14 protein-coding genes are annotated in these 14,425 nt (G+C 60.6%); 2 read left to right on the forward strand and 12 right to left on the reverse strand.

Translation table 11 applies throughout. The features are described 5' to 3' along the window. Nucleotides 1-7 precede the first annotated feature (7 nt). Nucleotides 8-1,147: a tyramine oxidase subunit B gene (locus tag DM813_RS21770; protein ID WP_128325806.1), complete on the reverse strand. Its 1,140-nt coding sequence runs from the start codon at nucleotides 1,145-1,147 to the stop codon at nucleotides 8-10. Between the two features lie 214 nt (nucleotides 1,148-1,361). Between DM813_RS21770 and DM813_RS21775 the strand changes: the two genes are divergently transcribed. Beyond that, a complete protein-coding gene (locus DM813_RS21775; RefSeq protein ID WP_128325467.1) occupies nucleotides 1,362-2,201 on the forward strand; it encodes an AraC family transcriptional regulator in 840 nt (279 codons plus the stop codon). Here the strand turns inward: DM813_RS21775 and DM813_RS21780 are convergent. The 6 genes from DM813_RS21780 to DM813_RS21805 all read right to left on the reverse strand — a co-directional run bounded on the left by DM813_RS21780 (nucleotide 2,198) and on the right by DM813_RS21805 (nucleotide 9,528). Continuing rightward, nucleotides 2,198-3,133 carry a helix-turn-helix domain-containing protein gene (locus DM813_RS21780; protein WP_241653220.1) on the reverse strand — a complete coding sequence of 312 codons (936 nt, stop codon included), beginning with the start codon at nucleotides 3,131-3,133 and terminating at the stop codon, nucleotides 2,198-2,200. The genes DM813_RS21775 and DM813_RS21780 overlap by 4 nt on opposite strands. Nucleotides 3,134-3,227: 94 nt before the next feature. Then, nucleotides 3,228-4,544, reverse strand: a complete 1,317-nt coding sequence (locus tag DM813_RS21785; RefSeq protein ID WP_128325468.1) for a hypothetical protein — start codon at nucleotides 4,542-4,544, stop codon at nucleotides 3,228-3,230. A 93-nt stretch (nucleotides 4,545-4,637) separates the two neighbouring features. Continuing rightward, the gene (locus tag DM813_RS21790; RefSeq protein ID WP_128325469.1) at nucleotides 4,638-6,086 is read right to left on the reverse strand and encodes an APC family permease; all 1,449 of its coding nucleotides are present in this window, start codon (nucleotides 6,084-6,086) and stop codon (nucleotides 4,638-4,640) included. A gap of 276 nt (nucleotides 6,087-6,362) precedes the next feature. Further along, nucleotides 6,363-7,850 (reverse strand): aldehyde dehydrogenase family protein, encoded by a 1,488-nt coding sequence (locus DM813_RS21795; RefSeq protein ID WP_128325470.1) that lies wholly within the window; start codon nucleotides 7,848-7,850, stop codon nucleotides 6,363-6,365. After that, the gene (locus DM813_RS21800) at nucleotides 7,847-8,389 is read right to left on the reverse strand and encodes a nuclear transport factor 2 family protein (protein WP_128325471.1); all 543 of its coding nucleotides are present in this window, start codon (nucleotides 8,387-8,389) and stop codon (nucleotides 7,847-7,849) included. Before DM813_RS21800 ends, DM813_RS21795 begins: the two co-directional genes overlap by 4 nt. Continuing rightward, on the reverse strand, nucleotides 8,386-9,528 hold the full coding sequence (locus DM813_RS21805; RefSeq protein WP_128325472.1) for an amidase: 1,143 nt from the start codon (nucleotides 9,526-9,528) through the stop codon (nucleotides 8,386-8,388). The genes DM813_RS21800 and DM813_RS21805 overlap by 4 nt, the downstream gene beginning before the upstream one ends. 233 nt (nucleotides 9,529-9,761) lie before the next feature. Here DM813_RS21805 and DM813_RS21810 point away from each other — a divergent pair, with 233 nt between their 5' ends. Next, entirely contained in the window at nucleotides 9,762-10,238 is a 477-nt protein-coding gene (locus tag DM813_RS21810; protein ID WP_128325473.1) for a MarR family winged helix-turn-helix transcriptional regulator, read from the forward strand. Nucleotides 10,239-10,272: 34 nt separating this feature from the next. Here DM813_RS21810 and DM813_RS21815 read toward each other — a convergent pair whose 3' ends face one another. Genes DM813_RS21815 through DM813_RS21835 form a run of 5 tightly spaced genes read right to left on the reverse strand, consistent with a single transcriptional unit; the run spans nucleotide 10,273 to nucleotide 14,311 of the window. Beyond that, the gene (locus tag DM813_RS21815) at nucleotides 10,273-10,770 is read right to left on the reverse strand and encodes a flavin reductase (protein ID WP_128325474.1); all 498 of its coding nucleotides are present in this window, start codon (nucleotides 10,768-10,770) and stop codon (nucleotides 10,273-10,275) included. A gap of 11 nt (nucleotides 10,771-10,781) precedes the next feature. Then, entirely contained in the window at nucleotides 10,782-11,741 is a 960-nt protein-coding gene (locus tag DM813_RS21820; RefSeq protein WP_128325475.1) for a PDR/VanB family oxidoreductase, read from the reverse strand. 51 nt (nucleotides 11,742-11,792) lie between these two features. Beyond that, nucleotides 11,793-12,533 carry an SDR family NAD(P)-dependent oxidoreductase gene (locus tag DM813_RS21825; protein WP_128325476.1) on the reverse strand — a complete coding sequence of 247 codons (741 nt, stop codon included), beginning with the start codon at nucleotides 12,531-12,533 and terminating at the stop codon, nucleotides 11,793-11,795. 12 nt (nucleotides 12,534-12,545) lie between these two features. Continuing rightward, entirely contained in the window at nucleotides 12,546-13,022 is a 477-nt protein-coding gene (locus DM813_RS21830; RefSeq protein WP_128325477.1) for an aromatic-ring-hydroxylating dioxygenase subunit beta, read from the reverse strand. A 14-nt stretch (nucleotides 13,023-13,036) separates the two neighbouring features. Further along, the gene (locus tag DM813_RS21835) at nucleotides 13,037-14,311 is read right to left on the reverse strand and encodes an aromatic ring-hydroxylating oxygenase subunit alpha (RefSeq protein WP_128325478.1); all 1,275 of its coding nucleotides are present in this window, start codon (nucleotides 14,309-14,311) and stop codon (nucleotides 13,037-13,039) included. Between the last annotated feature and the right edge of the window lie 114 nt (nucleotides 14,312-14,425).

Consider the following 14,425-nt stretch of genomic DNA (forward strand, 5'->3'; position numbering starts at 1 on the left):
AAACGTATTAGCTGAGTACCGGGGTTTCCCACAGATTGAGCTTCACGCCAATGCCTTTTTCAATTGCATTGCGGTATACGACGGTACCCCAGGCAACATCTTCGACCGGCATCCCACCCACCGACATAATGATGATTTCTTCATCATTTTTACGACCTGGCGCTTCGCCAACAATGATCTTGCCGATGTCTTCAAGTTCGTCTTCGGTCAACTTTCCTTCGGCAAGCATGTCCATGAAACGCACACCGATTACCGGTACGCAGTTATGGGCAGGCTTCGGCAGCTCTTCAAACCAGGCGTGATAAAGACCGGTGTTGTCTAGCACTTTGCGAATGTCGGGTTGTTCCATGCCGTCGTCCAGGCGGCAACTTGCCGGCATTGCCATGAAGGCACCTGGCTTGACCCACTCGCGTTTAACAACCGGATAGGTCAGCGGGTCGCCGGTGGCACCGGAACTGCAGTAAGTGACCAGGTCAGAATCACGTACGACTTCTTCCAGGGTATCGACAACATGAATGTTGACGATTTGCGGGTAGGTTTCTTCCAACCAGGAAATGAAGTCGTCGAGGCTCTTCTGGCCGCGCCCTTTGATCTTGATGGTGTCGATTTGCGGGCACACTGCGACGAACGCGGCAAGGGTGGTTTTACCCATGACGCCTGGGCCCAGAAGGCCTACAACCTTGGAATCCTTGCGCGCCAGGTGACGTGCGCCAACCCCTGGAATGGCGCCAGTGCGGTAGGCGGACAGCAAGTTTGCCGACATGTGGGCAAGCGGTGCACCGGTGTCCGGGTCATTAAGGGTGAACATCAGGATGGAGCGCGGAAGTCCTTTTTCGCGGTTGGCGATGTTCGAGCCATACCATTTAACTCCGGCCGTGCAAAAGTTTCCGCCCAAGTACGCCGGCATGGCCATCAGGCGACGGTCTGCGGTCGGTTTTGGCATCTTTGGAAACGGCGAGCTTTCGGGAAAAGTGACCATCGCGCCATGCGAATCATTATTAGGCCCGGCCATACGGTAGTCGCCTTCGTACAGCAAGCCGAACATCTCTTCCATTGTATCGACACAGCCGGCCATGTCGGTCACGCCGGCACGGATCATGTCTTGCTCAGAAAGGTAGATAAAATCAATTTTTGTATTATTGGACATAATTTTTCTCAGACTGAAATGATACAATCCCGAGAAAGCGCACGGACACGCCCTCCCCTCAGGTTAATCGCCTGGTTGTTCCATCAACATAGGGGTTCAGTATACGGAGCCCACTTTTCGGGTATTGTATATTTCGGACATGAGTGGCCCGCCGATCCAATTTAAGGGTGCGGTCGCTGCCTAATAATAAGAAGTTCAGCGGTAGGTCCAGCTTATGCAAAAAGTGCATAGCAATTCGGCGCTTTTCACCACCTGTGAACAGCCTTGGTTTGTATTGAATTCCTCGCAGTATTCGGTAATAGCATCTGCGCACCCGGCCATTTCGCATTTTTATGCGCTGGATGTTGCGCACACCGCCAATGTCATGTTGGCGATACCCGACGGTTGCGTGGATATTGTCGTCGATTGTGATAGTACGCGACCCACCGCACGGGTATGTGGCACGCCGTTGCAAGCCAGGCAAGTGGAGTTACTGGAGAATCACCATTATTTTGGTGTGCGTTTTACGCCAGGGGTAATTCCTGGGTTTATCAATGCCCTGGCCGAAGAATTGACCGAGCAGGAATTGAATCTGCTTGAAGTGACGCCACTGGCCCAGCAGTTTTTCGACGAGGTCATTAAAACCCCGTTACTCAGTGAGCAGATGAACGTGTTCGAGCGCTGCCTGGTTCCCGACGCCTTGCGTAAAACCACAGACCTGACCGCGTCGGTGATCCGGACCGTGCTTGCACACAAAGGTGATATCCGCATTCAGCAACTGGAAGAACGCAGTGGCTATACCACCCGCACCATTCACCGGCAGTTCACCCAGGATACCGGCATGACACCCAAGGCGTTCTGCCGGATCATCCGCTGCCAGGCGGCGTTGCATTCGATCAACAGTGAACAGGATCTTTCATTTTCGGAGTTGGCGATGGAGCTTGGCTTCACCGATCAATCGCATTTTTTGCGCGATTTCAAAAAGCTTGTGAGTACCACGCCCCACGACTATCAGCAGCGCATCACCCAGGGAGCGTATACACAGCGACTCATGCAATCGCGCGCAGCCGCTTAATGACGGGGCGTTTCCGAGGGGTGCTCACCAAACAGCGCTTTGTAATAACCGGAAAAATGCCCCAGGTGAGTGAAACCGAAGTCACTGGCGATGCGCGCCACGGTGACTTCATTGGCACAGGTCATGCGCAAACGCCTGCGCGCGGCATTGAGCCTGACTGAACGCAGGTATTCCACGGGCCGCAAGCCGGTCACGCTTTGAAAACTGCGTTGCAAGGTGCGCCGGCTGACGTTCAGGCGCTCGCACAATTCCAGTACCGAAATGGGCTCGTCATTATGGGCCAGGGCCAGTTCCTGGCTTTGCTTGACCAGATAGGCACTGACCATGTGGTTGCCTGAACGGCCCTCTTCACCCTCGACCCGGTGATCGAGCAGATCCAGCATGCACTCCAGGGTCAGGTCTTCGAGCAGGTTTTCTGGCATGAACTGGTTTTGCAAAGCGGCGATCACTACATCTTCCAGACGCTTGCGCACGGTGTGCAGTACGTCCTGACGCAATTCCAGACGAGAAACCCGTGCCAGGCGGCGCATTTCGCTGTCTGAAAACTCCCGGGCCGCGAGATTTTCCAGACGGGAGGCTTCTACCGTGATCGCCAGCAGGTCCATGCCCTCTGCCGCTTGCACAAAAAATTCCTGGCCACTGTGAAGAAGCGTGACACTTTCGGTACCCAGACTCTTGCCCTGAAACACTGCCAACTCACCACCACACTTGGGCATTGCCAGGCACAGTCGACCCAAAGGTGCCACGCCGCGCTGGACCACGCGCTTGTTCAGAGACTCTTGAAAAATCTGGAAACGTTCGCCGGTGACGTGTTTCAGCACGGTTTGCACGTGTCCGGTGCTCAATTGATCGTAGGTCTGCTGCCACCCCACGATCGCACCGGCGTGCAAATGTACATCGTCAAAGCTTTTCATCTGGGCAAACATCGCCATCGTTACCACCTGTTATTTACTTGTAACAAGTTGTAAGCAAGCTACAGGCCAAAAGTCCTTCCCCTTACCAACCACTCATCTACTGGGCTGGCGCTCAGAACGGCACCGCTACGGTCAATTGGCTGTACACATTGGTGCCGTTGCCGTTTGACTGATTGCCACCGGTACCCAGCGCACGGTCCGGTTGGTACAGGCCAATCAGCGGCGTGATGATCAGGTTGGGGGAAACCGCCCATTCGGCATACAGGTCAAGTTCGTCGGCGTCCAGGTTCAACTGGCTGCGTGCGCCCAGGGTGTTGAAGTTGAAATACAACACGCCAAGGGTCAGGTTTTCGAGCGGGTTGGCCTTGAGCGCCAGGTGCTTGATTTCGGTGTTGCTGTTGAACGGCCCGGCGTAGTTGGCCGCCACTTCACCCTGGAACCAGGTGCCGTAGCCAGTGCTGTAGCCGGTGAACAGCGGGTCCCAGTTCTGCGAATAGCGGGTGTAGCGCGCGGTAATGCTCGGGGCCCAGACAACATCGGCAAAGCGGTAGCCCGCTTCGGCGTACCAGGCGGTTTCCTGATCGCCCTTGGCGTCTTCCACGGCATATTCGAAGCCAAAGCTGGCGTTTTCGATACCGGCATTGCCCTCACCGCGCAGGCTGTAGACGTCCATGCCGTCGCGGCGCTGCTGAAACTCGCTGGCCCACTGGTCGACCACGTCGATACCGTGGATGTAGGTCAGGCCCAGGGTGCCGACGGGCTGGGTGTACTCCAGGGTACCAACGGCCAGTTCAGTCTCGGCCTGGGCGCGGTTGTCGGACTTGAGCCAGGCCGCACTGCCGTGCAAGCCCTGATCACCGCCCAGGCGAACCACGGCGGTGCGGTCAAAGGCATGCCGTGCCCCCAGATAGTACGCACCGCCACGATTAAGGTCGCCGTCGGCGAGGCCCTTGCCCAGGTTGGGGCCGTCGTCGTTGATCAAAAAGCCCTGGCCGGCCTTGAAAATCTGACGGCCGAACGACAGATCGACACCGTCCTTGCCCAGCGGCGCGAAGGCATCACCGGAGCGCCAGCCAAGGTAGGCATCTTCGATCTTGGTGGTGCGCTCGCTGCCATCGGTGAAGCCTCCCGCGTCGCCGTCACCCCAGGTACCGGAAGACACCATGGCAAAACCACTGTAGGCGGAACCGGCGTTGCCCAGGGCCGTGTCGGCCTTGACCCCGTACTTGATGAAGCCTTCCCGCCAATGCGAACCACCTTCGGTTCCATCGTAGCTTTTGCGGCTGTTGAACAGCCCGTACGCGGCCAACCCCTCGAAACTGACATGCGTATCCGGCGTGTCGACCAGGGGAATTGCCTGGGCGCTTTGAAAAGCACCGGACACAGCAATACTTGCGGCGATGCCGCACAGAGCAAGACGCGAAGACATGGTAAGAAATCCTGACAACGGAATGGTGCGAATAGTGGCTGGCAGTTACTTGAGGCGCGCATCGGTCCACGACGGACCGATGCGCGCGGTGCTTCAGGCGGCGTGATTACCCAGACCGCTGAAACGCAACGGGGCGACACTGCGCAAGCGTGCAGCCAGGACGATGCCCAGCAGTGCGGCCACAGGCACTATCGTGCACAAGGCCAGCGACAAAGTAGTACTCGCCCCTGTCAGTACATCGAAGTGAATGACGGCGGTGATCAACACAGCGAGCAGCGCCACGCCGGAGAGCGCCGGCAGAATGAAGCACTTGAGCCGGCTGTCAGCCAGGTGCGGGTTGGACTTGAAGAAGCCGATGACCGCGAGCGACGTCAGCACCATCAGCAGGATCAGGCACAGGGTAGCCACGTTCGAGAACCAGGAGAACAGTTGCAGTACCGGGTCGGCACCTGCCAGGGCAAATACGGCGAGGATGCTGGCAGCGATCAGCGACTGCAGCCCGGACCCCAGGTGTGGGCTCTGGTGCTTCTGGTGCGTGGTGCCAAGCTTGGCCGGCAGCAGGCCGTCACGGCCAATGGCGAAGAAGTAGCGCGCAGCGGCGTTATGGAACGCCAGCAACCCGGCAAACAGGCTGGCCACGAACAACAGGCGAATGGTATTGGTCAAGCCTGCGCCTACGTATTGGTCAGACAAGGCGTACAGGAAGGTGGTCGGATCTTGCAGCGCCTGCAGTGTGGTGACCAGGTCATCCGCGCCAGCGCCGACGACCATCGCCCACAGCGACAGGGTGTAGAAGCCGCCGATCAGCAGCACCGAAAGGTAGGTGGCCTTGGGAATGGTGCGCTTGGCGTCCTTGGCTTCTTCGCTGTACAGCGTCGAGGCCTCAAAACCGATGAAGGCGGCAAAGCAGAACAGCAGGCCAATGGACGGGTTGCCACTGGTGATGTGCGCCGGCGTGAAGGCATCGGCGTTGATACCGTGCGCGCCCCCACTGCCAAGAATCGCCACGTCCAGCACCAGCACCGCGACGTACTCGGCGATCACGGTGATCGACAACACCCGCGCCGACAGGTCGATGTTGCGGTAACCCAGGCAGGCAATCAGCCCCAGGGCGACGGCGGAACACACCCACCAAGGCAGACTGATGCCGAACACTTCGGCCAGGGTACCGGCGACAATGGCGCCGAACAAACCATACATGCCGGCTTGCAGCACGTTGTAGGCAACCATGGCGAGCATCCCCGCAGCGCCACCGGCCAGGCCGCCCAGGCCACGAGAGATCAGGGCGTAGAAGCCACCGGCATGGGTGATATGGCTGGCCATGCGGGTGTAACCCGCCGCAAAGCACAGCAGCACCACCAGGGTTCCAAGCAGCAAAGCAGGCGTTCCTGCGCCATTACCCAGCATCATGCCAATAGGGAAACCACCCGCCAGTACGCTGAGCGGACTCGCCGCCGACAGCACAAAGAAGATGATCATGGCAACACCAAGGCTGCCACGCCGCAGCTCCGTGGAGGAGCCGTCGCGCAGGAATTCGCTCATGTTTTTATACCTTGTTTTATGAGGCAGTCTTCGCGGGGTTTAAAGCCACTTCGCTCTTGCACACAGAGCGTTGCGGCGAGTTATTGTTATGACCTTCAGGCTAAGTGCGATGCTAGGCTTCGCCCTGCCCTGCGGCTATCCCAAATTGGCCGCATTTGCGCCGTTCGGGGGTGTTTCAGAAGGTGCACGACCAAAGGCAGAGGGCCCGACCGGCGTGGCGTGAGCGGCAATGAGAAGCCTTGCTATCACGCCGCTGCCGGGCGGGTTGAAACGGGATCAGTAACGGATCATCACCGACTTCAATTCGGTGAACGCCTCGATGAAGGCGCTGCCGAATTCACGACCGATCCCGGAAGACTTGCTGCCACCAAACGGCACGGCTGGATCGAGGAAGGTGTGCATGTTGACCCAGACCGTGCCCGATTCGATGCGCGGAATCATCCGCAAGGCCTTGGACAGGTCGTTGGTCCACAGGCTTGCACCCAGGCCATACGGCGTGTCGTTGAGCAGCTCGAGCAACTCTTCGTCGGTGTCGAACGGCATCAGGCAGACGATCGGCCCGAAGGTTTCCTCGGTCAGGAACAGGTCGTCGGGGGTGGTGGTGCGCAGCAAGGTAGGCTGGACGAAATAACCCTTCCCTCCCACCGTTTTCCCGCCCGTCACCACCTGGTTGCCCTCGCCCATGCGCGCGAAGTAACCGACGATCTTGTCGTAATGCGCCTTGTTGGCCAGCGGGCCGAACTGCACGCTTTCATCCAGTGGCGAGCCGATTTTCAGCGAAGCCAGCGCGGCACCGAGCTTTTCCGACAGTTCGTCGATACGCGAACGGTGCACATAGATGCGCTCGGGCGATGCACAAATCTGCCCCTGGTGGGTAAAGGCCGTCATCAGCAAGCCGGGGATGATCTCATCGATATTGACGTCAGCCAGCAGCGCGGCCGGGTTCTTGCCCCCCAGTTCCAGGGTAACGCGGGTCAGCTTGGACTTCATTGCTGCGGCGCCAACGGCAATGCCGGTGGGCACGGAGCCGGTGAACGACACCTTGCGCACCGCCGCGTGCTCGGTCAGTTGCTGGCCCACCTGACCTGCGCCAGTGACGACGTTGATCGCGCCATTGGGCAACCCCACCTCTTTTGCCAGTTCCACCAGCCGCAACAGGCTCAGCGGCGAGAACTCGCTCGGCTTGAGCACAATGGTGCAACCGGTGGCCAGCGCCGAACCCAGTTTCCACACGGCGATCAGCAGCGGGAAGTTCCACGGCACGATACCGGCCACCACGCCCACCGGCTCGCGCCGGGTGAACGCGGTGTAGTGCTCGCCGGCCATTGAGGGCAACGACGGGGTGATGCTTTCGCCATTGATCTTGGTGGTCCAGCCGGCGAAATAACGCAGGAAGATCACCGACTGCGCCACTTCCAGGCCACGAGCGACGTTGATCGCCTTGCCGGAGTTCAAGGCCTCGAGCTGGGCCAGCTCCTCGCCATGGGCTTCGATCGCATCGGCCAGCTTGTTCAGCAACACGCCACGCAGGTACGGCGAAGTTTGCGCCCAGCTGCCCTGAAACGCCCGGGAGGCGGCAGCGACGGCGGCATCGACCTGGCTGGCCGAAGCCTGCTGAACCCGGGCAATCACCTGCTCGGTGGCCGGGTTGATGATGTCGATCGCACCGGCTTGCCCGTCGACAACGGCGGCGCCATCGATAAAGCTGCCCAGCGGTTTGGACAGGAACGTCACCACGCTGTCGAGAAGCGCTACTTCGGTCATTGCAATTCACCTTGTTCTTGTTGAGTCGTTGCAGTGGGCACCGGCAATGGCGCCTCGCTGTTCCAGGCGCTGGTCGGCCGCCCGAACAGGTTTTCGGTCTGGAAATGCGCCATGCGCCACTGGCCCTCTTCGAATGCGAAGCGGACCGTCAAGCGTGCGGCATTGAGGTGTGACGCCTGGTTGGTGAAGGTGCTGGTTTGCAGCATCACCCAGCTGCCGGTTGCCTGCTCGCCTTCCACGTCGATCAGTTCACTGGTCAGGAAGTGCACGTTCAGGGCGAAGTGCGCCGGCGGCTGCATGTAGGTGGCGAACATGGCGCGGATCGCCTCGCGCCCCCGGTAGCCGCCAAAGCTTTTGGCATACTTGGCGCCCTTGCCTTCCCACACCGCATCACGGGTGAACAGCCCCGCCAGTTCGTCCAGCGGCGTGTTGGCATCCAGGGCATCGCACAGCACCATGTAGCGATTCATGCAGGTGCGTACGGCGTGCTCGGACTCAAAGCGCTGCAGGCGTTGTTGCAGTTCCTCAAGGCTGCTCATTGCGCAGCCTCCAGGGGGCGGACCGGGTTTTCTGCGATGCGCTGCAGCAGCAAGGTCGCCGCTGCCAGCAAGGCTTCGTCCGCGCCTTTGGCACCGACCAGCTGCAAACCGACCGGCAGGCCCTGGGCGCTGGTCAACGGCAGGGTCACTGCCGGGTGCCCGGACAGGTTGAACGGCCGCACCAACGACGTCATGCCCAGCACCGCACGGGTGTCGGCGGCGTCTTCGACCCGCAGCGGCACGTCGGGCATGGTCGGCAGCGCGAGGATGTCGCAGTGCTGCAACGCCGCATCGACTTGCGCACTGAAGCGTTGGCGAACGCGCTCGGCGTCGGCCACGGCGGCATCGGTCATGCTGCCGGCCGCCTCCAGGCGCCCGGCGATGTCGGCACCCACATTTCCACCAGCCAGCAAATGGCCGCAGGCGGCATAGGTTTCACGGTTGATAATCACCATGCCTGCACTGTAGGCCGCTTCGAAATCGGCACATTCAACCGTTTCCAGCAGCTGACCGCTGGCGCGCAAGGCAGCCTGTATCGTGGCCTCCACCGCTGCGCTGGCTGGCACCTTGAGCACGCCGATCTTGACGCTGGCCGGGGTGCTGGCCGGGGTGAAGCCCGGGTCGATGATGGTCATCGCGGTGATCAGCATCGGTAGCGTGGCTGCAAACGGGCCTACGCAATCGAGCGTGGTGGCGGCAGGCATGACGCCACGGCGGCTGACCCGTGCGAAGGTCGGCTTGAAGCCGAACACCCCGCAGCAACAGGCCGGTACCCGGACCGAACCACCGGTATCGGTACCCAGGCTGAAATCTGCCAGCCCGGCCGCCACCGCTGCGGCTGAACCGCTGGATGAACCACCGGGAATCAGCGCCGGGAAGCGCGGGTTGACCGGGGTGCCGGTGTAGTGATTGATCCCGGTGGTGCCAAAGGCCAGTTCATGCAGGCTGGTTTTGCCGGTAATCCGGCAGCCGGCATCGAGCAGGCGCTGAACCACGTCGGCGTGCTGCGCGGCGGGCTCGGCCTGCTCCAGGGCACGGCTTGACGCCCGGGTCGGTGATCCGGCGATGTCGATGGTGTCTTTCACCATCACGCTGGGGCCCGCGCCCCCCAAGTTCAACGACTCAACCACGATTGCCATTGCACACCCCTCGTTCGCAGGCGCGCGCAATGCGCGCCAATAGTGCTTAAAGCTGCGTCTGTTTACGTGAATAGTCAACTGAATATTCACGCATTAAATTGACAAGGCATCGACCGAAACACGCACAGCTGCGAGCCAGAGCGATGTGTGCGCTTTGGTCGCAGCCAATTTCGGGGTGCCCTTATTACGGGAAAAGTCTATGATTGGGCACCCCTTACTTCAGTCAGTCATTTATGAGCCCGACCAAGAAGCGCCACAGCCGCTACGACCCCTCCAGCGAAGACTTCCGTAAAGAAGATTTTCCGTTCTACTGGCTCGCCCGCGTACACGGCCAGTACACCCAGAACATGGAGCGGCTGCTCAAGAAGGTGGACCTGGATGTCGCCCGCTGGCGTGTCCTGTGGATCCTCAACCAGAATGGCCAGTCGAGCATTTCCGAGATCTCGACCCACGCCATCGCCAAGCTGTCGACCATCACCAAAATCGTCTACCGGATGAAGGAAGACGGACTGATCGATACCGCCCAGAGCACTGAAGACGGCCGGGTCACCCAGGTGTGCATCACGCCACTGGGGCTGGCGACCATCGAGCGCATGCAAGGGGTTACCAGTGAGCTGTTCAAGCGCAGTTTTGCCGGCCTGACCGAGAGCCAGGTCGAGCGCTTCAACAAGACCCTGGAAACCGTCTTTCACAACCTGGAAAGCTTCTAACCAGTAGGAGCGGATATCCGCTCCTACAGAAGACTCAGCAGGCTTTGGACGCCTGACCCAGCCGATGGTAGGCACGGTTGAAATACACCAGGCCTTCGTCCGCACCACCGTGGCGAATCGCCAGGACTTCGCAGTAGAAAATGCTGTGCGAGCCCACTTCGTGCACCTGGGCGATCCGGCAGTCGAAGTTCACCAGCGCGTCGAGCATCACCGGTGCACCGCTTTCCAGGGTGGTCCAGGAGCTGGTCGCAAAGCGCTCGTTCATGCTCAGCGCCTTGTTGGAAAATGCACCGGAGCGTTCCTGGTGGGTAGCGGCCAGCACGTTCACGCACACCACCGCGTTGGCCTGGAACTGGGCATTGGAAGGTGACGCGCGGTTCATGCACACCAGCAAGGTGGGCGGCGAATCGGTAACGCTGCACACCGCTGACGCCGTGAAACCGAATCGGCCGGCCTCACCGTCGGTGGTAATGACCGAAACGGCACCACCGAGCATCGCCATTGCATTACGAAAGCTGGTCAGGTCTACCATGGTCGTTCTCCTCAAATGTCCAGCACGAGTGTTTTCGACTTGGCGCGCGAGCAGCACACCAGAATCTGGTCGTTGCCGGCTTTTTCTTCGTCGGTCAGGTACACGTCACGGTGATCGGGCTCACCTTCAAGCACATCGCACAGGCAGGTACCGCACACGCCCTGCTCGCAGGATTTTTCAATCTTGATCCCAACCTTGGCCAGGGCATCGAGAATCGACTGGCCCTCGGCAATTTCCACGGTCTTGCCACTGCGCGCAGCAACCACTTCGAAGCTGGCACCACTGGCATCCACTTCGACCTGGAAGTATTCCTTGTGAATGTGGTCCTCGGCATAGCCCTGCGCGCGGGCACCGCCGATCACCCAGTCCATGAAGCCGGACGGGCCGCAGGTGTACATGTGCACACCGGCTGTACCGGCGCCGAGCACCTTGGCCAGGTCGAGTTTCTGCTCGGGTGCTTCGTCATCGAAATGAGTGACCACGTGCTGGGCAAACGGTGCGTCCTGCAGTTCCTGCAAGAAGGCGCTGCTGCGGCGCGAGCGCCCGCAGTAGTGCAGCTCGAACGCTTCGCCGCGTTCATGCAGCGCATAGGCCATGGCGATCATCGGCGTGATGCCGATGCCGCCGCCCAGCAGCACGCTGCGCTGGGCGTTGTCGGCCAGCGGGAACAGGTTGCGGGGCGCACTGATCTGTACTTCACGGCCTTCGACCAGGATGTCATGCACGCTCACCGAACCGCCGCGCGAGGCCGGGTCTTTCAGCACGCCCAGGCGGTAGCAGCTGACATCGCTGGGGTTGCTGCACAACGAGTACTGGCGAACCAGGCCCGGGGCCAGGTGGATATCGACATGGGCGCCGGCCGCAAACGCTGGCAGCAGCGACCCGTCAGCACGGGTCAGGTCGAGAACGACTACGCCGTCCCCTTGCAGTACGCGCTTGCGTACCACGACATTCAAAAGCTCTTCATTCATGGCAATCGCTCCATGTAGTCGGGAGGGCCACCGCAGTGGCCCCGGGTTGGCTCAGCGCATGAACAGGCCGCCGTTCACGTCCCAGGTCGCCCCGGTGGTGAAGTAGGCTTCAGGCCGCGCCAACTGGACAATCAGGTCACCGAGGAAATCCGCATCGCCAAAGCGCTGCACCGGGATGTTGGCGCGCAGTGCGTCGCGCTTGTCGGCCGGCACCGCTGCATGCACCGCAGGCGAATCGATCGGCCCGGGAGCGATGGCGTTGACGGTCACGCCGCGGCTGGCGAATTCCTTGGCAAAAATCTTGGTCAGGGTGAGGATCGCGCCCTTGCTCGCGGCATAGTGCGCACCCGTCGCAGTACCGCCGTTCTGCCCGGCCAGCGACGCCATGTTGATGATCCGCCCGTAACCGGCGTCGGCGAGGTAGGCACCGAGCACCTGGCAGCCGAGGAAAATGCTGCGCAGGTTCAGGCCCACCACCGCATCGAACTCTTCAGGGCTGATCTGCATCAGCGGCGTGGTTTTGGTCACCGCCGCGTTGTTGACCACCACGTGCAGTGCGCCAAAGCGCGCCAGCACCTGGCTCAGCGCCTGCTCGAAATCGGCCTTGCTGCCGACATCCAGCTGCACGGCCAGGGTGCGTTCGCCGGCAGGATCCAGCAGGCGTGCCGACGCTTGCGCGGCGTCCAGGCTGCGGTCGCTGACCACCACCTGGTACCCGGCTTCAAGCAACCGGGCGCAGAACGTCTGGCCCAGGCCCTGGCCGGCGCCGGTCACCAATGCGACTTGGCTCATCGCAGTGCTCCTTTAGAGGATGTAGCCGATACCGGCGAGGGTATCGTCACTGTTGATCAGGCTGATCAGCTTGCGCTGGATCTTGAAACTGCCTTCGTGACGCACCAGTTCATAGGTCAGGTCGGCGGTGTAGTGCTTGAGGCTTTCCTTGCGGAACTCGCGGATGTTCTGCGCGCAACGCACGGTCAGGTTCATGCCGTCATCGATCAGCACGCGAAAACGCGACAGCGAACGCACCGTGCGCGGTTGCGGGCTGGTGGAGATCGACTCGCCGCCGATCAGACGCTGGACCCGCAGCTTGCGCATGTGGTGATCGTCGTATGCGTAGTTCAGGGTGTTCTCGAAATCGGTTTCCTTGGGATTGATCGGGATGATGTACGTCCCCTTGTCAGTCCACAGGTTGAGCCAGGCGTCGTATTCGCCATGGTCGAGCATGTCGCCTTCCTGCCAGATGAAAGCGGTGACTTCTTGCAGCAATTGCAGGTTCATAAGGTTCTCCACTCTCAAGCCGACATCATCTTTTTCCACTGCTGGTAAGCCGCACGCATGCCGGTTTCGGCACTGACGTCGGATACCAGCCCGTCTTCGCTGGGCTTTTCGCCCGGCAGGCCGCGGTTGAGCATGATCCACTGGTCTTCACCGGCGTTGGCGCCCTTCTGCACCCGCTCCCAGGCTTCGGAGTCGTCCGGCGTGCCGAAGCCCATCGGGCCCTGGAAGTGTTCATGCAGGCGCAGGCGGTAGCGGTTGGCCACAGCCGGGCCGCCGTCCATGGTGATCACTGAGTGGTGGATCTCGGTCTCGGTCACCGAGATCGGCTGCAGCACGCGGAAGAACGCCATCGAGCAGGCGACGTTGGGGAACAGGTTGAGGTTGAAGCCCGAACCGCCCACGGCGCGGACGATGCGACGTACCTGCTGCTCTTCGATGCCTTCGTCGCGCAGCTCGGCGGCCAGCGACTCGAAACGCTCGGGGATCGGCTTGTCGAGGTCGGCTTCGAGGTCGACCAGGTCGGGGATCATCACCATCACGCTGTGGCCGTTACCCAGGTCTTCGACGTAGCCCGGGCCTTCGACGAAGTCGAACAGCTCCAGGGTCTGCTCGTCGACCGACGACAGGAAGCTCTTGTGCACCAGCGGGAAGTGGTAGGCATCGGTGGTGTTTTCCAGCTGGATCTTCCAGTTGCCCGGAAAGCGGAAACGGTGCTCGCCCGGCACCTTGATGCCGTAGCCGGCGCCCTGTTTCATGAACAGGTCGATCCATTTCTTCGCCGCGCCGAGGAAGTCGCTCAGCGGCTCGATGTCGTCTTTGAAGGTGGCAAAAATCATCCCGTTGTAGCTTTCCACGCGCAGGCTCACCAGCGGCAGCTCAGCCTTGTCGATGCAGTCGGCGTAGCTTTCCGGGTGCGGAATGCCGCGCAGCGAACCGTCCAGGGCGTAACCCCAGCCGTGGTACGGGCAGACAAAACTGGCAGTCTTGCCCTTCTTGTGTTCGCACACGGTGGCGCCACGGTGACGGCAGCGGTTGAGCAGCACGTTGATGTTCTTCTTGCGGTCGCGCACCACGATCACCGGCTGCTTGCCGACGTAGGTGGTCTTGTAGTTGCCGGCTTCCGGCACTTCGCTTTCGTGGGCGACCCACACCCAGGTGCTGTAGAAGATTTTTTCAAGTTCAGCGTCGAACAGTGCCGGGTCGGTATACAGCGAAGTGTGGACACGGTCAGCCTTTACCAGTTCGGCAGGGTCGACCGCCAGGTTTACGGCGGGAATCAGATTGCTCACGGTATCTCCTTGCCGGACGAATTTCCGGCAACACTTGACCACCTGTTGCAATTAACCATCGCAACAGCGGGACTTTGTTTTTTTAAATGCAGTGGTTCGTAGTTCGCGGCAAGT

The sequence above is a fragment of the Pseudomonas alkylphenolica genome (assembly GCF_004025535.1).
In the GTDB taxonomy this organism is placed as follows: domain Bacteria; phylum Pseudomonadota; class Gammaproteobacteria; order Pseudomonadales; family Pseudomonadaceae; genus Aquipseudomonas; species Aquipseudomonas alkylphenolica_A.

What these genes read in the sequence shown, in the direction of transcription:
- DM813_RS21770 (WP_128325806.1), bottom strand. Translation starts at nt 1,147, where the DNA reads ATGTCCAATAATACAAAAATTGATTTTATCTACCTTTCTGAGCAAGAC.
- DM813_RS21775 (WP_128325467.1), top strand. Translation starts at nt 1,362, where the DNA reads ATGCAAAAAGTGCATAGCAATTCGGCGCTTTTCACCACCTGTGAACAG.
- DM813_RS21780 (WP_241653220.1), bottom strand. Translation starts at nt 3,133, where the DNA reads ATGGCGATGTTTGCCCAGATGAAAAGCTTTGACGATGTACATTTGCAC.
- DM813_RS21785 (WP_128325468.1), bottom strand. Translation starts at nt 4,544, where the DNA reads ATGTCTTCGCGTCTTGCTCTGTGCGGCATCGCCGCAAGTATTGCTGTG.
- DM813_RS21790 (WP_128325469.1), bottom strand. Translation starts at nt 6,086, where the DNA reads ATGAGCGAATTCCTGCGCGACGGCTCCTCCACGGAGCTGCGGCGTGGC.
- DM813_RS21795 (WP_128325470.1), bottom strand. Translation starts at nt 7,850, where the DNA reads ATGACCGAAGTAGCGCTTCTCGACAGCGTGGTGACGTTCCTGTCCAAA.
- DM813_RS21800 (WP_128325471.1), bottom strand. Translation starts at nt 8,389, where the DNA reads ATGAGCAGCCTTGAGGAACTGCAACAACGCCTGCAGCGCTTTGAGTCC.
- DM813_RS21805 (WP_128325472.1), bottom strand. Translation starts at nt 9,528, where the DNA reads ATGGCAATCGTGGTTGAGTCGTTGAACTTGGGGGGCGCGGGCCCCAGC.
- DM813_RS21810 (WP_128325473.1), top strand. Translation starts at nt 9,762, where the DNA reads ATGAGCCCGACCAAGAAGCGCCACAGCCGCTACGACCCCTCCAGCGAA.
- DM813_RS21815 (WP_128325474.1), bottom strand. Translation starts at nt 10,770, where the DNA reads ATGGTAGACCTGACCAGCTTTCGTAATGCAATGGCGATGCTCGGTGGT.
- DM813_RS21820 (WP_128325475.1), bottom strand. Translation starts at nt 11,741, where the DNA reads ATGAATGAAGAGCTTTTGAATGTCGTGGTACGCAAGCGCGTACTGCAA.
- DM813_RS21825 (WP_128325476.1), bottom strand. Translation starts at nt 12,533, where the DNA reads ATGAGCCAAGTCGCATTGGTGACCGGCGCCGGCCAGGGCCTGGGCCAG.
- DM813_RS21830 (WP_128325477.1), bottom strand. Translation starts at nt 13,022, where the DNA reads ATGAACCTGCAATTGCTGCAAGAAGTCACCGCTTTCATCTGGCAGGAA.